The following is a 21,200-nucleotide window of genomic DNA, read 5'->3' on the forward strand; positions in this document are numbered from 1 at the left end:
ATCACCCCTTCATCCACATCCGTACGCCATCGAGGAACATCTGGGTTGCCATCATCACCAGAATCAATCCCATCAGACGTTCCAGCGCGTTCACCCCTTTCTCACCCAGCAGGCGTAAAAACAGCGACGACTGCAGCAGAATCACAAATGTCCCGCCCCAGGCGATCAGCAGCGCAATCACCAGATGCCCCATCTGATTTGGGTACTGATGTGATAACAGCATCAACGAGGCCAGGATTGTCGGCCCGGCTACCAGCGGGATTGCCAACGGTACGATAAATGGCTCTTCGCCTGCCGGAAGGCCGGTGCTGTTCCCGGTGGCGCTGGGGAAAATCATCTTAATGGCGATCAGGAACAAAATGATGCCCCCGGAGATCGAGACGGTTTCTGCACGCAGGTTAAGAAATGCCAGAATTTTCTCGCCCGCAAACAGGAATATCAGCATCACCAACAGCGCAATGAACAGCTCGCGAATCATAATCGCGCGGCGGCGTTTTGGTTCGGTATGTTTCAATACGGACATGAAAATGGGCAGATTTCCGAGCGGATCCATAATCAGGATCAATAAAACTGCCGCTGAAATGATTTCATTCATAACTCAAATTCCCTGATAATTACCGCGGACTTTCTGCTTGCTTGCGCAGCGGGATAAGTCGCATTACTGATGGCTTCGCTATCATTGATTAATTTCACTTGCGACTTTGGCTGCATTTTGTATGGTGAAGGATATGCCACCAGGACACTGGCATACATACACAGCACACATCTTCGCAGGAAAAAAACGCTATGAAAAATGTTGGTTTTATCGGCTGGCGCGGTATGGTCGGCTCTGTTCTCATGCAACGCATGGTTGAGGAGCGTGACTTCGACGCCATTCGCCCTGTTTTCTTTTCTACTTCCCAGCTCGGGCAGGCGGCACCGACGTTCGGTGGAACCGCGACCGGCACGCTTCAGGACGCTTTTGATCTGGACGCGCTGAAGGCGCTCGATATCATCGTGACCTGTCAGGGCGGCGATTATACCAACGAAATCTATCCAAAGCTTCGTGAAAGCGGCTGGCAGGGTTACTGGATTGACGCGGCCTCCTCGCTGCGCATGAAAGACGATGCCATCATCATTCTCGATCCGGTTAACCAGGATGTGATTACCGACGGTCTGAACAAAGGTATTAAGACTTTTGTCGGCGGTAACTGTACCGTTAGCCTGATGCTGATGTCCCTCGGCGGCCTGTTTGCCAATGACCTGGTCGACTGGGTTTCCGTGGCGACCTATCAGGCGGCTTCCGGCGGCGGCGCGCGCCACATGCGTGAACTGCTGTCCCAGATGGGCCATCTGTATGGCCATGTGGCCGATGAACTGGCGACCCCTTCTTCTGCTATTCTCGATATCGAACGTAAAGTGACGACCCTGTCCCGCAGCGGCGAACTGCCGGTTGATAACTTTGGCGTACCGCTGGCCGGGAGCCTGATTCCGTGGATCGACAAACAGCTCGATAACGGCCAGAGCCGTGAAGAGTGGAAGGGACAGGCGGAAACCAACAAAATTCTCAACACGTCTGCTGTGATCCCGGTAGATGGTCTGTGTGTGCGCGTCGGCGCGCTGCGCTGCCACAGCCAGGCGTTCACCATTAAACTGAAAAAAGATGTGTCTATTCCGACCGTGGAAGAGCTGCTGGCGGCGCACAATCCGTGGGCCAAAGTGGTGCCAAACGATCGGGAGATCACCATGCGTGAGTTAACCCCGGCGGCCGTTACCGGTACGCTGACCACGCCAGTAGGCCGTCTGCGTAAGCTGAATATGGGACCGGAGTTCCTGTCAGCCTTTACCGTGGGCGATCAGTTGCTGTGGGGTGCTGCGGAGCCATTGCGCCGTATGCTGCGCCAGTTGGCGTAATAATTTGTTAACGATCAAGGGGTGAGGAATCACCCCTTTTTTTGCGTAATACAGGAGTAAGCGCAGATGTTTCATTTTTTACCAGGAGTAAGATAAAGCATTGGCTATTCTTTAAGGGTGACTTAGTACCGGAGGTATTAAGTTGTTGCCTGAAGGTGGGACGACGCAGAGAGGATGCACAATTGTGCTGCGCCGTTCAGGTCAAAAAAAGTGTCACTACCTGATGTCGAAAATCAGTTGGAAGGCGTGACACCATAAAACAGGATGACAACCATGTCCGTTCGTATCGATAGAGACGTGATTAATGCGCTAATTGCAGGCCATTTTGCGGATCCTTTTTCCGTACTCGGTATGCATCAAACTGACGCGGGACTTGAAGTCCGCGCCTTACTTCCAGACGCCACAGAAGTGTGGGTGATCGAACCCAAAACCGGACGTAAAGTCGGCAAGCTGGACTGCCTCGACTCTCGCGGTTTTTTCTGTGCTGTACTTCCCCGCCGTAAAAATTTCTTTCGTTATCAGTTAGCCGTTGTCTGGCATGGCCAGCAGAATCTTATTGATGACCCTTATCGTTTTGGTCCGCTAATCCAGGATATGGATGCCTGGCTGTTATCTGAAGGTACGCACCTGCGTCCTTACGAAACGCTGGGCGCGCATGCGGATACCATGGATGGCGTAACCGGTACGCGTTTCTCAGTCTGGGCGCCCAACGCCCAACGTGTTTCGGTGGTCGGGCAGTTCAACTACTGGGATGGCCGTCGCCACCCGATGCGTCTGCGTAAAGAGAGCGGTATCTGGGAGCTGTTTATCCCCGGCGCACAGCATGGTCAGCTGTATAAGTACGAGATGATCGATGCTAACGGTAAGCTGCGCATTAAAGCTGACCCTTACGCCTTCGAAGCGCAGATGCGCCCGGAAACCGCGTCGCTTATCTGCGGCCTGCCCGAAAAAGTGGTGCAAAGCGAGGAGCGCAAAAAAGCCAACCAGTTTGATGCGCCGATCTCTATCTACGAGGTGCACCTGGGTTCATGGCGTCGTCATACTGATAACAACTTCTGGCTGAGCTACCGCGAACTGGCGGATCAACTGATTCCTTACGCCAAGTGGATGGGCTTTACTCATCTCGAGCTGTTGCCGATTAACGAGCATCCGTTCGACGGCAGTTGGGGCTACCAGCCAACCGGCATGTATGCGCCGACCCGTCGTTTCGGGACGCGTGATGATTTCCGCTATTTTGTGAATGCCGCGCATCAGGCGGGGCTGAACGTCATTCTGGACTGGGTGCCGGGCCATTTCCCGTCAGATGATTTTGGTCTGGCAGAGTTTGATGGCACCAGGTTGTATGAGCACAGTGACCCGCGTGAAGGGTATCACCAGGACTGGAATACGCTGATCTACAACTACGGCCGCCGTGAGGTCAGCAACTATCTGGTGGGTAACGCCCTGTACTGGATTGAACGTTTTGGGATTGACGCGCTGCGCGTGGATGCCGTGGCATCGATGATTTATCGCGACTACAGCCGCAAAGAAGGGGAATGGGTCCCGAATGAATTTGGTGGTCGTGAGAACCTCGAAGCGATTGAATTTTTACGCAATACCAATCGTATTCTTGGCGAGCAGGTGCCCGGCGCCGTAAGCATGGCGGAAGAGTCAACCGACTTTGCCGGCGTATCAAGACCGCAGGACATGGGCGGTTTAGGGTTCTGGTATAAGTGGAACCTCGGCTGGATGCACGACACGCTGGACTACATGAAACTGGATCCGGTTTATCGTCAGTATCATCACGACAAGCTGACCTTCGGCATGCTGTACAACTACACCGAAAACTTTGTTCTGCCGCTGTCGCACGATGAAGTGGTGCACGGTAAAAAATCCATTCTCGACCGCATGCCGGGAGACGCATGGCAGAAGTTTGCCAACCTGCGCGCTTACTACGGCTGGATGTGGGCCTTCCCGGGTAAGAAACTGCTGTTTATGGGCAACGAGTTTGCTCAGGGACGTGAATGGAATCACGACGTCAGTCTGGACTGGCACTTACTGGAAGGCGGCGATAACTGGCACCACGGGGTGCAACGTCTGGTGCGTGACCTGAACCATACTTATCGCCATCACAAGGCGCTGCATGAGCTCGACTTTGACCGCTATGGTTTTGAATGGCTGGTAGTTGACGATAAAGAACGTTCGGTGCTGATTTTTGTTCGTCGTGACAAGGCCGGCAACGAAATTATCGTTATCAGCAATTTTACGCCAGTACCTCGCCACGGCTATCGCTTCGGTATCAATCAGCCGGGCAAATGGCGTGAAATCCTCAATACCGATTCGATGCATTACCACGGTAGCAATACCGGTAACGGCGGCGCGGTGCATAGCGATGAAATCGCCAGTCATGGCCGCCAGCACTCACTGAGCCTGACGTTGCCGCCGTTGGCGACGATCTGGCTGGTTCGGGAGGGGGAATGACGCATCTGGCAACCGGCAACGCCACCCCCCATGGTGCAACGTATGACGGCCATGGCGTCAATTTCACGCTTTTCTCGGCCCACGCCGAACGCGTTGAATTATGCGTTTTCGATGAGCAAGGCTGTGAACTCCGCTATGACCTGCCGGGGCGTAGCGGCGATATTTGGCACGGTTATCTGGCCAACGCCCGTCCGGGCCTGCGCTATGGCTATCGCGTACATGGTCCGTGGCAACCAGAGCAAGGCCACCGGTTTAACCCGGCGAAACTGTTGCTCGATCCTTATGCGCGCCGGGTGGATGGCGAGTTAAAAGATAACCCGCTGCTGCACGGCGGGCTAAATGAACCTGATCATCATGATAATGCCGCCATCGCGCTGAAGGGCGTGGTGGTGTCCGACCATTATGACTGGGAAGACGATGCCCCGCCGCGCACGCCGTGGGGCAATACCGTGATTTACGAAGCGCATGTCAAAGGACTGACGTATCTGCACCCTGAGCTGCCGGAAGAGCTTCGCGGAACCTATAAAGCGCTGGGTCATCCGGTGATGATCGACTATTTCAAACGCCTGGGCATTACTGCGCTTGAGCTGCTACCGGTGGCGCATTTCGCCAGCGAACCGCGTCTGCAGCGGCTGGGCTTGTCGAACTACTGGGGCTACAACCCGGTCGCTATGTTCGCGTTGCATCCGGCTTACGCCTGCTCGCCGGAGAGCGCGTTGGATGAGTTCCGTGATGCGGTGAAAGCGCTGCACAAAGCGGGGATTGAGGTCATTCTCGACATCGTTTTGAACCACAGCGCCGAGCTGGATCTTGAAGGCCCCGTCTTCTCGCTGCGCGGAATTGATAACCGTAGCTATTATTGGATCAGGGATGATGGCGATTACTACAACTGGACCGGTTGTGGGAACACCCTCAATCTGAGCCATCCCGGCGTTGTCGAGTATGCGTGTGAATGCCTGCGTTACTGGGTTGAAACTTGCCACGTGGATGGTTTTCGTTTTGATTTAGCGTCGGTTATGGGACGTACGCCTACGTTTCGTCAGGATGCGCCGTTGTTCACTGCAATCCAAAACTGTCCGCTGCTCTCACGCATCAAACTGATTGCGGAACCGTGGGATATCGGTGAAGGCGGGTATCAGGTGGGGAACTTTCCACCGCCGTTTGCCGAATGGAATGACCATTTTCGCGATGCGACGCGACGTTTCTGGCTCCAGCGTAATCTCTCTTTAGGAGAATTCGCCGGGCGTTTTGCCGCATCCAGCGACGTGTTTAAACGCAATGGCCGCAAACCCAGCGCCACGGTCAATCTGGTGACCGCGCACGACGGTTTTACCCTACGTGACTGTGTGTGCTTCACAAATAAGCACAATGAAGCGAATGGTGAGGAAAATCGCGACGGCACTAGCAATAACTACAGTGATAATCATGGTAAAGAAGGGTTAGGCGGCTCGCTGGACCTGATTGAACGGCGGCGCGACAGCATTCATGCGCTGTTGAGTACGCTGTTGCTCTCTCAAGGGACGCCGATGCTGCTGGCCGGTGACGAGCATGGCCATAGCCAGCACGGCAACAATAACGCTTACTGTCAGGATAACGCCTTAACCTGGCTGGACTGGCAGCAGGCAAACGGTGGGCTAACCACCTTTACCGCCGCGTTGATTCATCTTCGCCAGCAAATCCCCGCATTAACGGGCGATTGCTGGTGGGAAGAGGGCGATGGCAATGTTCATTGGCTGAATAAGTACGCACAACCCTTAAGTGCGGATGAGTGGCAAAACGGCCCGAGGCAGATGCAAATCCTGCTTTCCGACCGTTTCCTGATTGCAATAAACGCCACGCTTGAGGTGACAGATATCGTTTTACCTGAAGGGGAATGGCGAGCTATTCCCCCATTTGCCGGAGAGGACAATCCGGTGCTTACGGCTGTCTGGCAGGGACCTGCGCACGGACTGTGTGTGTTCCATAGAGGATAAAAAAGGAGTTAGTCATGGTGAGTTTAGAGAAGAACGATCGTGTTATGTTGGCGCGCCAGCTGCCATTAAAATCTGTTGCCCTGATCCTGGCCGGTGGCCGCGGTACCCGCCTGAAAGATTTGACCAATAAACGTGCCAAGCCGGCCGTGCACTTTGGCGGTAAATTCCGCATTATCGATTTTGCTTTATCCAACTGTATTAACTCCGGCATCCGCCGTATCGGCGTGATCACGCAATACCAGTCGCACACGCTGGTACAGCATATTCAGCGCGGCTGGTCGTTCTTTAGCGAAGAGATGAACGAGTTTGTCGATCTGCTGCCTGCGCAGCAGAGAATGCAGGGTGAAAACTGGTATCGCGGCACGGCGGATGCGGTAACCCAAAACCTGGACATCATTCGCCGCTACAAAGCGGAATATGTAGTGATCCTCGCAGGCGATCATATTTATAAGCAGGACTACTCGCGTATGCTGATCGACCATGTCGAGAAGGGCGCGCGTTGCACCGTGGCCTGTATGCCGGTGCCTATCGAAGAGGCCAGCGCGTTTGGTGTGATGGACGTGGACGACAGCGACAAAATTATCGAGTTCGTTGAAAAACCTGCCAACCCGCCAGCCATGCCGGGTGACCCGACCAAATCTCTTGCCAGCATGGGGATCTACGTTTTTAACGCCGATTACCTGTATGAGTTACTGGCGGAAGATGACCTCGATGAAAACTCCAGTCACGATTTCGGTAAAGACATCATCCCAAAAATCACCGAAGCTGGCATGGCGTATGCACATCCCTTCCCGTTGTCCTGCGTACAGTCTGACCCGGAATCCGAGCCGTACTGGCGCGATGTGGGAACGCTGGAAGCTTACTGGAAGGCCAACCTCGATCTGGCCTCGGTGACGCCTGAACTGGATATGTACGACCAGGACTGGCCAATCCGTACGCATATGGAATCTCTGCCGCCGGCGAAATTTGTGCAGGACCGTTCCGGTAGCCACGGAATGACGCTGAACTCGCTGGTCTCCGGCGGCTGTATTATTTCTGGTTCGGTGGTGGTGCAGTCCGTTCTGTTCCCGCGAGTGCGGGTGAATTCATTCTGTAACATTGATTCGGCAGTGTTGTTGCCTGAAGTATGGGTAGGACGTTCATGCCGGTTACGTCGTTGTATCATTGACCGCGCCTGCGTTATCCCTGAAGGCATGGTGATTGGTGAAAATGCGGAAGAGGATGCTCGTCGCTTCTACCGCTCAGAAGAAGGCATTGTGCTGGTCACGCGTGAAATGCTGCGCAAACTGCAAATCAAACAGGAGCGATAATGCAGGTTTTACACGTATGTTCAGAGATGTTCCCCCTGCTTAAAACCGGGGGACTGGCGGATGTTCTTGGGGCGTTACCGGCCGCGCAAATTGCGGACGGTGTAGATGCCCGCGTGCTGCTCCCGGCGTTTCCGGATATCCGTCGCGGCATTCCTGATGCTCAAGTGGTGACGCGTCGCGATACTTTTGCAGGCAGAATTACGCTGCTGTTCGGGCATTACAACGGCGTCGGCATTTACCTCGTGGACGCGCCGCATCTCTATGACCGTCCGGGTAGTCCGTATCACGACACCAACCTGTTCGCTTATACCGATAACGTCCTGCGTTTTGCGTTGCTCGGCTGGGCCGGATGTGAAATGGCCTGCGGGCTTGACCCATTCTGGCGCCCGGATGTGGTGCATGCGCACGACTGGCATGCCGGTCTGGCCCCGGCGTATCTGGCGGCCCGCGGCCATCCGGCGAAATCGGTGTTCACCGTCCACAACCTGGCGTATCAAGGCATGTTTTATGCAAAGCATATGGATGACATCCAATTGCCATGGTCGTTCTTTAATGTGCACGGGCTGGAGTTTAACGGGCAGATTTCGTTCCTGAAGGCCGGGTTGTACTACGCCGACCACATCACGGCGGTGAGTCCGACCTACGCGCGGGAGATTACCGAGCCGCAGTTTGCCTACGGCATGGAAGGCCTGTTGCAACAGCGTCATCGGGAAGGACGGCTTTCCGGCGTGCTGAACGGCGTTGATGAAAAAATCTGGAGCCCGGAAACCGATCTGCTACTGGCCTCGCGCTATACACGCGACACGCTGGATGAGAAGGCGGAGAACAAACGTCAGCTACAAATTGCGATGGGACTTAAGGTTAACGATAAAGTGCCGCTGTTTGCTGTCGTGAGCCGTCTGACCAGTCAGAAAGGGCTGGATCTGGTGTTGGAGGCTCTGCCGGGTCTGTTAGAGCAGGGGGGGCAACTGGCGCTGCTTGGCGCGGGCGACCCAGTATTACAGGAAGGCTTCCTGGCCGCTGCGGCGGAACATCCCGGACAGGTAGGGGTGCAAATTGGTTATCACGAAGCCTTCTCGCACCGCATCATGGGCGGGGCCGACGTCATTCTGGTACCCAGCCGTTTTGAACCGTGCGGCTTAACGCAGTTGTATGGGCTGAAGTATGGCACGCTGCCGCTGGTGCGGCGTACCGGTGGGCTGGCGGATACGGTCTCTGACAGTTCGCTGGAAAACCTGGCGGACGGTATCGCCAGTGGGTTTGTCTTTGAAGACAGTAATGCCTGGTCGCTGCTACGCGCGATCCGGCGTGCTTTCGTATTGTGGTCCCGGCCTTCGCTTTGGCGGTTTGTACAACGCCAGGCCATGACCATGGATTTTAGCTGGCAAGTCGCGGCGAAGTCTTACCGCGAGCTTTACTACCGCTTGAAATAGATATCCAGGAATCACCTATATGAACGCTCCATTTACTTATGCATCGCCCACACTCAGCGTCGAGGCACTTAAGCATTCTATTGCCTACAAACTGATGTTCACGATTGGTAAGGACCCGGTCATTGCCAACAAACATGAGTGGCTGAACGCCACGTTATTTGCGGTGCGCGATCGTCTCGTGGAGCGCTGGCTGCGTTCTAACCGTGCGCAATTATCCCAGGAAACCCGTCAGGTTTATTATCTGTCAATGGAGTTTCTGATTGGGCGCACGCTTTCCAATGCGCTGTTATCGTTGGGGATTTACGACGATGTTAAAAGTGCGCTGGAAGGTATGGGATTAGATCTGGAAGATCTGATCGACGAAGAGAATGATCCCGGTCTCGGTAACGGTGGCCTCGGACGCCTGGCAGCCTGCTTCCTCGACTCACTGGCAACGCTGGGTCTGCCCGGACGTGGCTACGGTATCCGTTATGACTATGGCATGTTTAAACAGAACATTGTCGATGGTCGACAAAAAGAGTCCCCGGACTATTGGCTGGAATACGGTAACCCGTGGGAATTCAAACGCCACAACACGCGCTACAAAGTGCGCTTTGGCGGCCGCGTGCAGATGGAAGGCAAGAAAACGCGTTGGATTGAGACCGAAGAGATCCTCGCAGTGGCCTACGACCAGATTATCCCCGGTTATGACACTGACGCCACCAACACGCTGCGCCTGTGGAATGCCCAGGCCAGTAGCGAAATCAACCTCGGTAAATTTAACCAGGGCGACTACTTTGCGGCGGTGGAAGATAAAAACCACTCCGAGAACGTCTCCCGCGTACTGTATCCGGATGACTCTACCTATTCGGGACGCGAGCTGCGGTTGCGCCAGGAGTATTTCCTCGTCTCCTCAACGGTGCAGGACATCCTGAACCGCCATTATCAACTGCATAAAACCTACGACAACCTGGCCGATAAAATCGCCATTCACCTTAACGACACCCACCCGGTGCTGTCGATCCCTGAGCTGATGCGCCTGCTGATCGATGAACACAAGTTCAGTTGGGACGACGCGTTTGAGGTGTGCTGTCAGGTTTTCTCGTATACCAACCACACCTTGATGAGTGAAGCGCTGGAAACCTGGCCGGTGGATATGCTGGGCAAAATCCTGCCGCGCCATTTGCAAATCATTTTTGAGATTAACGACTACTTCCTGAAGACGCTGCAGGAGCAGTATCCGAACGATACCGCTCTGCTGGGACGGACGTCGATTATCGATGAATCTAACGGTCGTCGTGTGCGTATGGCATGGCTGGCGGTGGTGGTGAGCCACAAGGTTAACGGTGTGTCTGAACTGCACTCCAACCTGATGGTGCAGTCGCTGTTTGCTGACTTTGCGAAGATTTTCCCGACCCGCTTCTGCAACGTGACCAACGGTGTGACGCCGCGTCGCTGGCTGGCGCTGGCGAACCCATCGCTTTCTGACGTACTGGATGAGAACATTGGCCGCACCTGGCGTACCGATCTCAGCCAGCTCAGCGAGCTTGAGCAGCACTGTGATTTCCCGTTAGTGAATCAGGCTGTGCGTCGTGCGAAGCTGGAGAACAAAAAGCGACTGGCAACGCTCATCGCCCAGCAGCTGAACGTGGTAGTGAACCCGAAATCGCTGTTTGATGTGCAGATCAAGCGTATTCACGAGTACAAACGTCAGCTAATGAATGTGCTGCATGTGATCACCCGCTACAACCGTATCAAGGCCGATCCAGACGCCGAGTGGGTGCCGCGCGTGAATATCTTCGCGGGTAAAGCGGCTTCAGCCTATTACATGGCGAAGCACATCATTCATTTGATCAACGATGTCGCGAAGGTGATCAACAACGATCCGCAGATTGGCGATAAATTGAAGGTCGTGTTTATCCCCAACTACAGCGTCAGTCTGGCGCAGGTGATTATTCCTGCTGCCGACTTATCTGAGCAGATTTCTCTGGCCGGGACCGAAGCCTCCGGAACCAGTAATATGAAATTTGCGCTCAACGGCGCGCTGACCATCGGGACGCTGGATGGCGCCAACGTTGAGATGCTGGAACATGTGGGTGCGGAGAATATCTTTATCTTTGGTAATACGGCGGAAGAGGTTGAGGCTTTACGCATTCAGGGCTACAAGCCGCGTGAGTATTACGAGAAAGATGAAGAGTTGCATCAGGTGCTGACGCAGATTGGCAGCGGCGTGTTCAGCCCTGAGGAGCCTGGACGTTATCGTGATCTGGTCGATTCGCTGATTAACTTTGGCGACCACTATCAGGTGCTGGCGGATTATCGCAGCTATGTCGATTGCCAGGATAAGGTTGATGAGCTGTATCGCCATCCGGAAGAGTGGACCACGAAGTCGATGATAAACATCGCCAATATGGGGTACTTCTCTTCGGACAGGACGATCAAAGAGTATGCCGAGAACATCTGGCATATTGATTCGGTGCGGTTGTAACATCCGAGGCCGGGGGCGTTTCGCTTGCCCGGCCTATGTTTATGCACTCTTGTAGGCCGGATAAGGCGTTAGCCGCCATCCGGCATTTTTATCAGGAGGCCAGCGACAGCTGGTGCTTCTCGACATACTCCGCCAGCCATTGGGTCATGCGGGACTGCTGTTCGGCATTCAGCCACATGCCTTCTTTCGTACGACGCCACAGCGCATCTTCTGCGCGACGCACCCACTCATGCTCAACCAGATACTTCAGCTCGGCCTCATAGAACTCATGGCCGAAGTCTTCGCCTAACTCGGCGATTGACGTGGCGTCGCCGATAATCCATTCAGTATTGCTGCCATAGGTACGCGAATAGTGGCGTGCCAGCGATTCGGTCAGGAACGGATAGCGACGGCGCAGTTTTGCCGCGTAATCTTCGCGATCGCCGCCAATATCACCGCCAGGCAGGATGCACTCTTTGGTCCATGCCGGGCCAATGCCCTGATAGTACGACGACAGTTTTTCCATCGCGTGCTCGGCCAGCTTACGGTAGGTTGTCAGCTTACCGCCAAAGACCGACAGCAGCGGCGCTTTGCCGTTTTCGTCGTGGATATCCAGCGTGTAATCACGGGTAATAGCCTGCGGCGAGTCGGACTCGTCATCACATAGTGGACGCACGCCCGAGTAAGTCCAGACGATATCGTCACGGCCAAGCTGTTTCTTAAAGTGCGCGTTGTAGACCTTCAGCAGGTAATTGATTTCGCTTTCATCAATTTTCACTGCTTTCGGGTCGCCTTTGTATTCGACGTCAGTCGTCCCGATGATCGAGAATTCGTCCATCCATGGGATAACAAACACAATACGTTTATCTTCATTTTGCAGAATATACGCTTGCTTCTGGGTATGTACGCGCGGCACCACGATGTGGCTACCTTTAATCAGACGAATACCGTACGGCGAAGGCAGATGCATGCCGTCATCAAAGAACTCTTTCACCCACGGACCGGTGGCATTGACCAGACCGCGCGCCTGCCAGGTGTGTTTTTTACCGGTATCGATATCTTCGGCTTCAACGATCCACAGGCCGTTTTCACGGCGAGCGGAGGTGGCACGGGTGCGGGTTAATACTTCACCGCCTTTGCGCACGACCATTTGGGCGTTTGCCAAAACCAGACGCGCATCGTCTACCCAGCAGTCAGAATATTCGAAACCGCGCACAATCTCAGGTTTCATTACGGAATCCGCGCCAAAACGCAAACCAGTAGAACCCGGCAAACTGGTGCGTTTGCCCAGATGATCGTACATAAACAAACCAATACGGATCATCCATGCCGGACGCAGGTGCGGGCGATGGGGCAGACGAAAGCGCATCGGGAAGGCGATATGCGGTGCCATTTTCAACAGCACTTCACGTTCTGCCAGCGCCTCGCTCACCAGGCGGAATTCGTAGTGTTCCAGGTAGCGCAGGCCACCGTGGATGAGTTTGGAGCTGGCGGAGGAGGTGGCGCAGGCTAAATCCTGTGCCTCCAGCATCAGCACGGATAAACCGCGTCCAGCGGCATCTGCCGCGATACCGGCACCGTTGATGCCTCCACCTATCACAATCAGATCTTTGGTTTCCATGTTGGCCTCTCGCACTTTCGTTATAGCTCATTAATGTTCGTTATCGAGCATAATAGCAAAGAATTGCGCCATTGGTAACATTGGATAAACAATTTACAGTGATACATATAACATTATGGCGTTTACCTGCGCAGGCAACGTACACTGGAGGGTAATATTGGTTACCTGCCAGAATATAAGTAGAACTTAACAAGAGAACGCCATGGATCAGTTTGAGTGTATTAATGTCGAAGAAGCCCATCAGAAACTCCTGCACGGAATGGCGGTGCTGGTGGACATCCGCGATCCGCAAAGCTATGCGATGGGCCACGCGCCGCAGGCCTTTCATCTGACGAACGACACGTTGGGGACGTTTATGCGTGACCATGATTTTGATACTGCCGTGATGGTGATGTGTTACCACGGCAACAGCAGTAAAGGCGCGGCGCAGTATCTTCTTCAGCAGGGCTATGATGCGGTTTACAGCGTTGACGGCGGCTTCGATGCCTGGCATCGACATTTTCCTGCAGAAGTGACATACGGTTCGTAAGCTAACAAAGATGCAGCCTGAAACGGACAGGATATATATACTGTCCTCTTTTGTGTGGAATAAGCGACAGCAATAATGTTGATGATTACCTCTTTTGCTAACCCCCGCGTGGCGCAGGCATTTGTTGATTATATGGCGACGCAGGGCGTTATCCTGACGATTCAACAACATCAGCAAACGGATGTCTGGCTGGCGGATGAGTCCCAGACTGAACGCGTGCGTGCTGAACTGGCGCGATTTCTCGATAACCCGGGCGATCCGCGTTACCTCGCGGCCAGTTGGCAGTCAGGTCATACCGACAGCGGTCTGCGCTATCAACGTTATCCGTTTCTGGCCACATTGCGCGAACGTGCCGGCCCGGTGACCTGGGCGGTAATGGCGGCGTGTGTGTTGGTGTTTATCGCGATGAATGTGCTGGGCGACCAGGCGGTAATGCTCTGGCTGGCCTGGCCGTTCGATCCTTCGCTGAAATTTGAGTTTTGGCGTTATTTCACCCACGCGTTTATGCATTTCTCGCTCATGCACATTTTGTTCAACCTGCTGTGGTGGTGGTATCTCGGCGGCGCGGTTGAAAAGCGCCTGGGCAGCGGAAAGCTGATTGTCATTACTGTGATCAGCGCCTTGCTGAGCGGTTATGTTCAGCAGAAATTTAGCGGCCCGTGGTTTGGCGGGCTGTCTGGCGTGGTATATGCGCTGATGGGCTACGTGTGGTTGCGCGGCGAGCGCGATCCGCAAAGCGGTATTTTCCTGCAGCGTGGTTTGATTATCTTTGCCTTGATCTGGATTGTTGCCGGCTGGTTTGATCTGTTCGGCATGTCGATGGCGAACGGCGCACATATCGCCGGGCTGGCCGTGGGTCTGGCAATGGCGTTTGCCGATACTATTCATGTGCGAAAACGAACTTGACTCAAGTTTTGTGGTGCCGGAAGGCGGTGTGCGTTTGGACCAATTTGTAGGCCGGGTAAGCGTCAGCGCATCCGGCAAAATTCCAGGGAACAATAATGAAGCAAACACAACGACATGACGCGATCATTGAGCTGGTAAAAAAACAGGGATACGTCAGTACCGAGGAGCTGGTGGAGCATTTCTCCGTCAGCCCGCAGACGATTCGCCGGGATCTGAATGACCTGGCCGATCAAAATATGATTTTGCGTCACCACGGCGGCGCGGCGTTGCCATCCAGCTCGGTCAATACCCCATGGCATGACCGTAAAGCGACGCAGACGGCGGAAAAAGAGCGCATTGCGCGCAAAGTTGCCACGCAGATCCCTAACGGTTCAACGCTGTTTATTGATATCGGCACCACACCGGAAGCGGTGGCTCATGCGCTGCTTAATCACAGCAACTTACGCATTGTGACCAATAATCTCAATGTGGCAAACACGCTGATGGCGAAAGAGGATTTCCGCATTATTCTGGCCGGGGGCGAACTGCGTAGCCGTGACGGCGGCATTATGGGCGAAGCGACCCTCGACTTTATTTCCCAGTTCCGTCTGGACTTCGGCATCCTGGGGATCAGCGGTATCGACAGCGATGGCTCCCTGCTGGAGTTTGATTATCACGAAGTGCGCACCAAACGCGCGATCATTGAGAATTCACGTCACGTCATGCTGGTAGTGGATCACTCGAAGTTCGGACGTAACGCGATGGTGAATATGGGTAGCATTAGCATGGTGGATGCGGTTTATACCGACACGCTGCCGCCAGCTGGCGTGATGCAGGTTATTGCCGACCACCATATTCAGTTAGAGCTGTGTTAAGTTAACTCCAGGCCTGATAAGCGTAGCGCATCAGGCATTAACTATACCCCATAGCCCATCATCTTCAGCAGTTTCTGCGCATGCTGCACCGCATCCTGGCGGTGGGCGACGCCGAGTTTTTGGTACAAATTGCGGATGTGCGTCTTAATGGTCGTGGCTGCAACGGCCAGCTCACCGGCGATCTGCTCGTTGCTGTAACCTGAATAAATCAGTCCCAGAACCTGCCATTCGCGCTGGGTCAGCGGGCTGGTGCGGATAAGCTCCGGCACTTCCGGATGGGTAAGCAGTCGCTCAACGAATCCTTCATCAAAGTGGGCGAATTTGTGGCGGTGGTGCTGGTTAATCTCCCGCAAAACGCGCTGGGCGCGGTGCTGGTCGAGTTCTGGCAGCGTATTGAGCTGAATCAGTTGGCGCAACTGCTGCGCCATCGCCTCACCTTCGATAACAAAGTGGCTGATAAATCCGGTACGGTTCGCCAGTTGCAGCGCTTCGAGTAAGACGCGCTGCGCGTCATTTTTGCGTCCTGCCTGCCAGTACAACTGATTAAGTAGCAACAGGTTACGGTTCAGATCGCTCATCAGGCGCAGGTTACGCGCATTTTCATTTAACTCTTCCAGTACGATTTCCGCCGGTTCAAACTCACCCAGCAGGATCTGCGCGCGGGCGATGTTGCGCCACTGACTTTGCAGGAAGTGGTTATTAGCGAACTCCGGCTTCGGCGTGTGGCGTAGCCAGTTGGCGGCCGAGTTTTTGTCACCCACCATTTGCCAGTAAATCACCCGGACTTTATCGGCGTTTGAGATCCAGTCGCTGTGATAGCGACCGTTGCCCAATAAGTTTTCCAGACGGTTGAGCAGGCTACGCGCGTTGTCTAAATCGCCCCGGGCCAGCGAACACTGAATCAGCAGCGCCAGGCACTGTAGCTGTTGCTGTGGCTGGAATGTGGAAAGCAACTCAATGCCCATGCGGGCAGACGCTTCAGCTTCGTCCAAACGTGCCCATGCCCACAGTAACTGCGCGCGGATACGTACCAGGAACTCATGCATCGGCAGCTGTTCCAGGTGCTGCTCTTTGATCAGCTGGAACGCTTTTTCCTGCGTCTCCCAGGCGGCCTGCAAAAAGCCCTGGGCAAATAAAATTTCGCTTTGCTGGATCAGACTCCACAGCGCGTAATGCCAGACATCATGATGGCGCGCCATTTGCTCGGTTTGCTGCATCAACGCCAGTGAACGCGTGAGATCACCCTTACAATGCAGGACTTCACCATGCACCGAGGTGGCAACGATACGGCTATAGAACCAGGCGATGGGTAATTCATCCAGCGCCAGTTTTGCCAGACGTTCTGCTTCGTCAGGGTTACCGTCGTTAATCGCTACCTGCGCACGCAGCGCGTTAAATTCAGCGTGCAGCGTCGGCTCCATGTCGCCTTTCATCTCTTGTTCCGCACGGGCCAGCAGGGTATTAACCTCGCTGTAGCGGTGCTGGCTTTGCATCAGCCAGGCTTGCAGCAGAACCAGACGCGGATTTTCCAGTAGGCTTTCCCACGGCAGGGCTTTCAGCGACTCTTCCAATAGCGCCAGTTCGCTGTGGTTAAACAGGCCCCACGCATGATTAAGTAGGATATCGCGCAGCATATGGGCGTCGCCTGCCGCCAGAGCGTGGTGGATAGCTTCGCTAGGGAAACCCTGCACCATCCAGCTTTCTGCGGCCGCGCGGTGTATTTCAGGCAGCTCGCTCGCCAGTTCCCACTGACAACGCTGGCGTAAAAAGCTGCCAAACAGCGGGTGATAGCTGAACCACTCGCCGACGTCATCCATTCGCTGCAGAAATAACCCCTGACGCTCAATTTCCTCAAGTCGCATTTGCCCGTTTTCTTCGCCGGTGACCCGAACGATCAGCGCATCGTTCATCGAACGCAGGATGGCGCTTTTGAGCAGAAAGTGACGGGTGCCGAGGTCAACGCTATCCAGCACTTCATCTACCAGGTAGTCGGATAAATGGCTGGCGTTGATCCCAGCGAGGCGTCGTGCCGACTGGTGCGCAGAGTTATTGTTCTGGCGGGCGGAAAGGGCAATCAGTTGTAACGCTGTGGCCCAGCCAGCAACGTCATCGCACATCCGGCTGCTTTCAGCCGCTTCAATCGGGGAGGATAAACGCCGATCGAAAAATTGTTTCGCTTCCTGATGGTTGAAGGCCAACTGTTGGCTGCCGATTTCCAGCAACTGATCGCGCACCCGCAGGTTGGCAATGCCCAACTGCGGCAGATTACGCGACAGCACGACCAGTGTGAGATTTTCAGGCTGGTGACGCAGGAAAAAGCGCATTGCTTCGTGAATGGCCGGATTGGAGATCAGGTGATAATCATCCACCACCAGGTAGAGTGGACGATGCCACTCGGCCAGTTCAATAAAAAGCTGCGCAAACAGTGACGTCAGGCTGGCATACTGGCGTTTTTGCACCAGCGCTTCGCTGGTGGTGCAATGCCCACCGGTCGCCTGCTGGATCGCGGCAATCAGATAGCTGGCAAAGCGCTCCTGCTGGTTATCGCCTTCATCCAGAGAGTACCAGCCTAACTCGGTCTTCCCCGCCGCCCATTGTGAAACAAGCGTTGTTTTTCCATAACCAGCAGGACTTGTGATCAGGGCGAGCCTGAAATTGTTCGCGCCGGAAAGTTTAGCCAACAGGCGCTCACGAACCACCGTATGGTCGAGACGAACCGGACGACTTAATTTAGACGGAATCAACATAAGTTAGTCACTTCACTGTGTGAAAATGGGGAAGAATGATTTTTTTTGCGCTTCGTAATTAATAGATATAAGGTCGGCCAGATTGGTATTTTATGCAAGCTAAGCGGGCTTTTTGTGTGTCTGATTTTGCACTATGTCACAAATCTATACATCTATTGCAATAATTTCTTTAAAGAGTCGCAACAGGCGTGGCGACTGGATCCAGCGTGACTTTCACCCAGCGGAAAGATTCCACTTTTTTATGTTGTTACTGTAACGTTTAATAAAAAGACGATGAGTTTTGTGCTCGACTTAAAACTTTCATGTGAAATAACTCAAGCAGAATGCGTATTTCAGGTGAGAAACTATTTCTCTGTTTACATATTTTTTCTAAATATCATCTTACTGTTTGATATTGTCTGGCTAATCTCTTTAGGTTAATGCGAAAACCGTGATGCATTTCAGGGGGATACGGGGGAAACCTACGTATTGACCGGCAATGCCTCTCTGCTTTAAGTGGCGGCGATCACACTTTTATGCTCATCCCCGCTCCTCCTCCCTCCCTAATCCGTGCCAGGATGAGGAAGGTCAACAACGAGCCTGGCAAACTAGCGATAACGTTGTTTTATTACCTAAGGACCTGGAATCCCTATGTCACAGCCAACCTTCAACAAAGATCAATTTCAGGCAGCCCTGACGCGTCAGTGGCAGCGTTTCGGTTTACTGTCGGCTCACGAAATGACGTCGCGCCAGTGGTGGCAGGCAGTGAGTGGGGCGTTGGCTGAGTTACTCAGCGCCCAGCCAGCGGTGAAACCGGCAAAAAATCAGCGCCATGTTAACTACATCTCGATGGAATTTTTGATTGGTCGTCTGACCGGCAACAACTTACTCAATCTGGGCTGGTATCAGGCGGTGAGCGATGAACTGAAAGCGCACGACGTCAACCTGACCGATCTGCTGGAAGAAGAGATCGATCCGGCGTTAGGTAACGGTGGATTGGGGCGTCTGGCGGCCTGCTTCCTGGATTCGATGGCGACGGTCGGCCAGTCGGCGACGGGCTATGGTCTCAACTACCAGTACGGCCTGTTCCGCCAGTCTTTTGCCGACGGTCAGCAGATGGAAGCCCCGGATGACTGGCATCGCGGTAGCTATCCGTGGTTCCGTCACAACGAGGCGTTAGATGTGCAGGTAGGCATTGGCGGTAAAGTCACCAAAGAGGGACACTGGGAGCCGGGATTTATCATCACCGGTCAGGCCTGGGATCTGCCGGTTCTCGGCTACCGTAACGGCGTGGCGCAACCGCTGCGTCTGTGGCAGGCCAGCCACGCGCATCCGTTTAACCTGACTAAATTTAATGACGGCGATTTCCTGCGCGCTGAGCAGCAGGGTATCGACGCTGAGAAACTAACCAAGGTGCTGTACCCGAACGACAACCACACCGCGGGTAAAAAGCTGCGCCTGATGCAGCAGTACTTCCAGTGCGCCTGCTCCGTAGCCGACATTCTGCGCCGCCATCATCTGGCCGGGCGTAAACTGCATGAGCTGGCCGATTTCGAAGTGATTCAGCTGAACGATACTCACCCGACCATTGCGATCCCTGAGCTGCTGCGTGTGCTGATTGATGAGCATCAGATGAGCTGGGACGATGCGTGGGCCATTACCAGCAAAACCTTTGCGTACACCAACCATACCCTGATGCCGGAGGCGTTGGAGTGTTGGGATGAGAAGTTGGTGAAAGCGCTACTGCCGCGCCATATGCAAATCATCAAAGAGATTAACGACCGCTTTAAGAAACTGGTCGATAAAACCTGGCCGGGTAATGCTGAAGTGTGGGCGAAACTGGCGGTGGTGCATAATAAACAGGTACGTATGGCCAATATGTGCGTGGTCAGCGGTTTTGCAGTTAACGGCGTGGCGGCGCTGCACTCCGATCTGGTGGTGAAAGATCTGTTCCCGGAATATCACCAGCTCTGGCCTAACAAATTCCATAACGTCACCAACGGGATTACCCCGCGTCGCTGGATCAAACAGTGCAACCCGGCGCTTGCCGCGCTGCTGGATAAATCGCTGAAAAAAGAGTGGGCCAACGACCTCGACCAGTTGATTAACCTGGAAAAATACGCCGACGACGCGAAGTTCCGTCAGACTTATCGTGACATTAAGCTGGCGAATAAAAAGCGCCTGGCAGAGTTTGTGAAAGTACGGACAGGTATTGAAATCAATCCGCAGGCAATCTTTGATATTCAGATCAAACGTCTGCATGAGTACAAGCGTCAGCATCTGAACTTGCTGCATATTCTGGCGCTGTACAAAGAAATTCGTGAAAACCCGCAGGCGGATCGCGTGCCGCGCGTCTTCCTGTTTGGCGCGAAAGCCGCTCCGGGTTACTACCTGGCGAAAAATATTATCTTCGCTATCAACAAGGTGGCGGAAACGATCAATAACGACCCGAAAATCGGCGACAAGCTGAAAGTCGTCTTCCTGCCGGATTATTGTGTCTCGGCGGCGGAAATGCTGATTCCGGCGGCGGATATCTCTGAGCAGATCTCAACCGCGGGCAAAGAGGCTTCCGGCACCGGTAACATGAAACTGGCGCTGAACGGCGCGTTAACCGTCGGTACGCTGGATGGCGCCAACGTCGAAATCGCCGAGAAGGTGGGCGACGAAAATATCTTTATCTTTGGTCATACTGTGGAAGAGGTGAAAGCCCTGAAAGCGAAAGGCTATGACCCGGTGAAATGGCGTAAGAAAGATAAGGTGCTGGATGCTGTTCTGAAGGAGTTGGAAAGCGGAAAATTCAGCGACGGCGATAAACATGCCTTTGACCAGATGCTGCACAGTATTGGTAAGCAGGGCGGTGATCCGTATCTGGTCATGGCGGACTTCGCGGCCTACGTTGCAGCCCAGAAGCAGGTTGACGTGTTGTACCGTGACCAGGACGCCTGGACCCGGGCGGCGATTCTGAATACCGCGCGTTGCGGCATGTTCAGTTCAGATCGCTCTATTCGCGATTATCAGGCTCGTATCTGGCAGGCGAAACGTTAAGGAA

Annotated in this window: 13 protein-coding genes; 10 read left to right on the forward strand and 3 right to left on the reverse strand. The window is 54.1% G+C overall.

Annotated elements, in window-relative coordinates:
* Position 1: 1 nt before the first annotated feature.
* Positions 2 to 595 (reverse strand): NAAT family transporter YhgN, encoded by a 594-nt coding sequence (gene yhgN, locus OOJ59_RS07650; protein WP_003023480.1) that lies wholly within the window; start codon positions 593 to 595, stop codon positions 2 to 4.
* Positions 596 to 786: 191 nt separating this feature from the next.
* On the opposite strand from yhgN, the gene asd reads away from it, so the two are divergent.
* The 6 genes from asd (at position 787) to glgP (ending at position 11,536) form a co-directional block, all read left to right on the forward strand.
* The gene (gene asd, locus OOJ59_RS07655) at positions 787 to 1,893 is read left to right on the forward strand and encodes an aspartate-semialdehyde dehydrogenase (protein ID WP_069323790.1); all 1,107 of its coding nucleotides are present in this window, start codon (positions 787 to 789) and stop codon (positions 1,891 to 1,893) included.
* 273 nt (positions 1,894 to 2,166) lie between these two features.
* Entirely contained in the window at positions 2,167 to 4,353 is a 2,187-nt protein-coding gene (glgB, locus tag OOJ59_RS07660; RefSeq protein ID WP_137351182.1) for a 1,4-alpha-glucan branching enzyme, read from the forward strand.
* Complete coding sequence (gene glgX, locus OOJ59_RS07665; protein ID WP_160955334.1) at positions 4,350 to 6,326, forward strand: glycogen debranching protein GlgX; 1,977 nt, start codon at positions 4,350 to 4,352, stop codon at positions 6,324 to 6,326. Before glgB ends, glgX begins: the two co-directional genes overlap by 4 nt.
* A 14-nt stretch (positions 6,327 to 6,340) precedes the next feature.
* Positions 6,341 to 7,636 (forward strand): glucose-1-phosphate adenylyltransferase, encoded by a 1,296-nt coding sequence (glgC, locus tag OOJ59_RS07670; RefSeq protein ID WP_006687433.1) that lies wholly within the window; start codon positions 6,341 to 6,343, stop codon positions 7,634 to 7,636.
* Positions 7,636 to 9,069, forward strand: coding sequence for a glycogen synthase GlgA (glgA, locus tag OOJ59_RS07675; RefSeq protein ID WP_038634926.1), 1,434 nt, complete (start codon positions 7,636 to 7,638; stop codon positions 9,067 to 9,069). The genes glgC and glgA overlap by 1 nt, the downstream gene beginning before the upstream one ends.
* Before the next feature lie 19 nt (positions 9,070 to 9,088).
* Positions 9,089 to 11,536: a glycogen phosphorylase gene (gene glgP, locus OOJ59_RS07680; protein ID WP_038634923.1), complete on the forward strand. Its 2,448-nt coding sequence runs from the start codon at positions 9,089 to 9,091 to the stop codon at positions 11,534 to 11,536.
* 91 nt (positions 11,537 to 11,627) lie between these two features.
* On the opposite strand, the gene glpD is transcribed toward glgP, so the two are convergent.
* Positions 11,628 to 13,136, reverse strand: coding sequence for a glycerol-3-phosphate dehydrogenase (gene glpD / locus OOJ59_RS07685; RefSeq protein ID WP_085049018.1), 1,509 nt, complete (start codon positions 13,134 to 13,136; stop codon positions 11,628 to 11,630).
* A gap of 202 nt (positions 13,137 to 13,338) precedes the next feature.
* On the opposite strand from glpD, the gene glpE reads away from it, so the two are divergent.
* The 3 genes from glpE to OOJ59_RS07700 all read left to right on the forward strand — a co-directional run bounded on the left by glpE (position 13,339) and on the right by OOJ59_RS07700 (position 15,425).
* Positions 13,339 to 13,665 carry a thiosulfate sulfurtransferase GlpE gene (gene glpE, locus OOJ59_RS07690; RefSeq protein ID WP_042311890.1) on the forward strand — a complete coding sequence of 109 codons (327 nt, stop codon included), beginning with the start codon at positions 13,339 to 13,341 and terminating at the stop codon, positions 13,663 to 13,665.
* A gap of 75 nt (positions 13,666 to 13,740) precedes the next feature.
* A complete protein-coding gene (glpG, locus tag OOJ59_RS07695) occupies positions 13,741 to 14,571 on the forward strand; it encodes a rhomboid family intramembrane serine protease GlpG (RefSeq protein WP_121529651.1) in 831 nt (276 codons plus the stop codon).
* 95 nt (positions 14,572 to 14,666) lie between these two features.
* Positions 14,667 to 15,425 (forward strand): DeoR/GlpR family transcriptional regulator, encoded by a 759-nt coding sequence (locus tag OOJ59_RS07700; protein WP_003023499.1) that lies wholly within the window; start codon positions 14,667 to 14,669, stop codon positions 15,423 to 15,425.
* Positions 15,426 to 15,466: 41 nt separating this feature from the next.
* Here the strand turns inward: OOJ59_RS07700 and malT are convergent, their stop codons facing one another.
* Positions 15,467 to 18,172 (reverse strand): HTH-type transcriptional regulator MalT, encoded by a 2,706-nt coding sequence (gene malT, locus OOJ59_RS07705; protein ID WP_160955333.1) that lies wholly within the window; start codon positions 18,170 to 18,172, stop codon positions 15,467 to 15,469.
* Positions 18,173 to 18,802: 630 nt separating this feature from the next.
* Between malT and malP the strand changes: the two genes are divergently transcribed.
* A complete protein-coding gene (gene malP, locus OOJ59_RS07710) occupies positions 18,803 to 21,196 on the forward strand; it encodes a maltodextrin phosphorylase (protein WP_087856283.1) in 2,394 nt (797 codons plus the stop codon).
* Positions 21,197 to 21,200 lie beyond the last annotated feature (4 nt).

The organism is Citrobacter sp. W9 (assembly GCF_026719375.1).
In the GTDB taxonomy this organism is placed as follows: domain Bacteria; phylum Pseudomonadota; class Gammaproteobacteria; order Enterobacterales; family Enterobacteriaceae; genus Citrobacter; species Citrobacter werkmanii.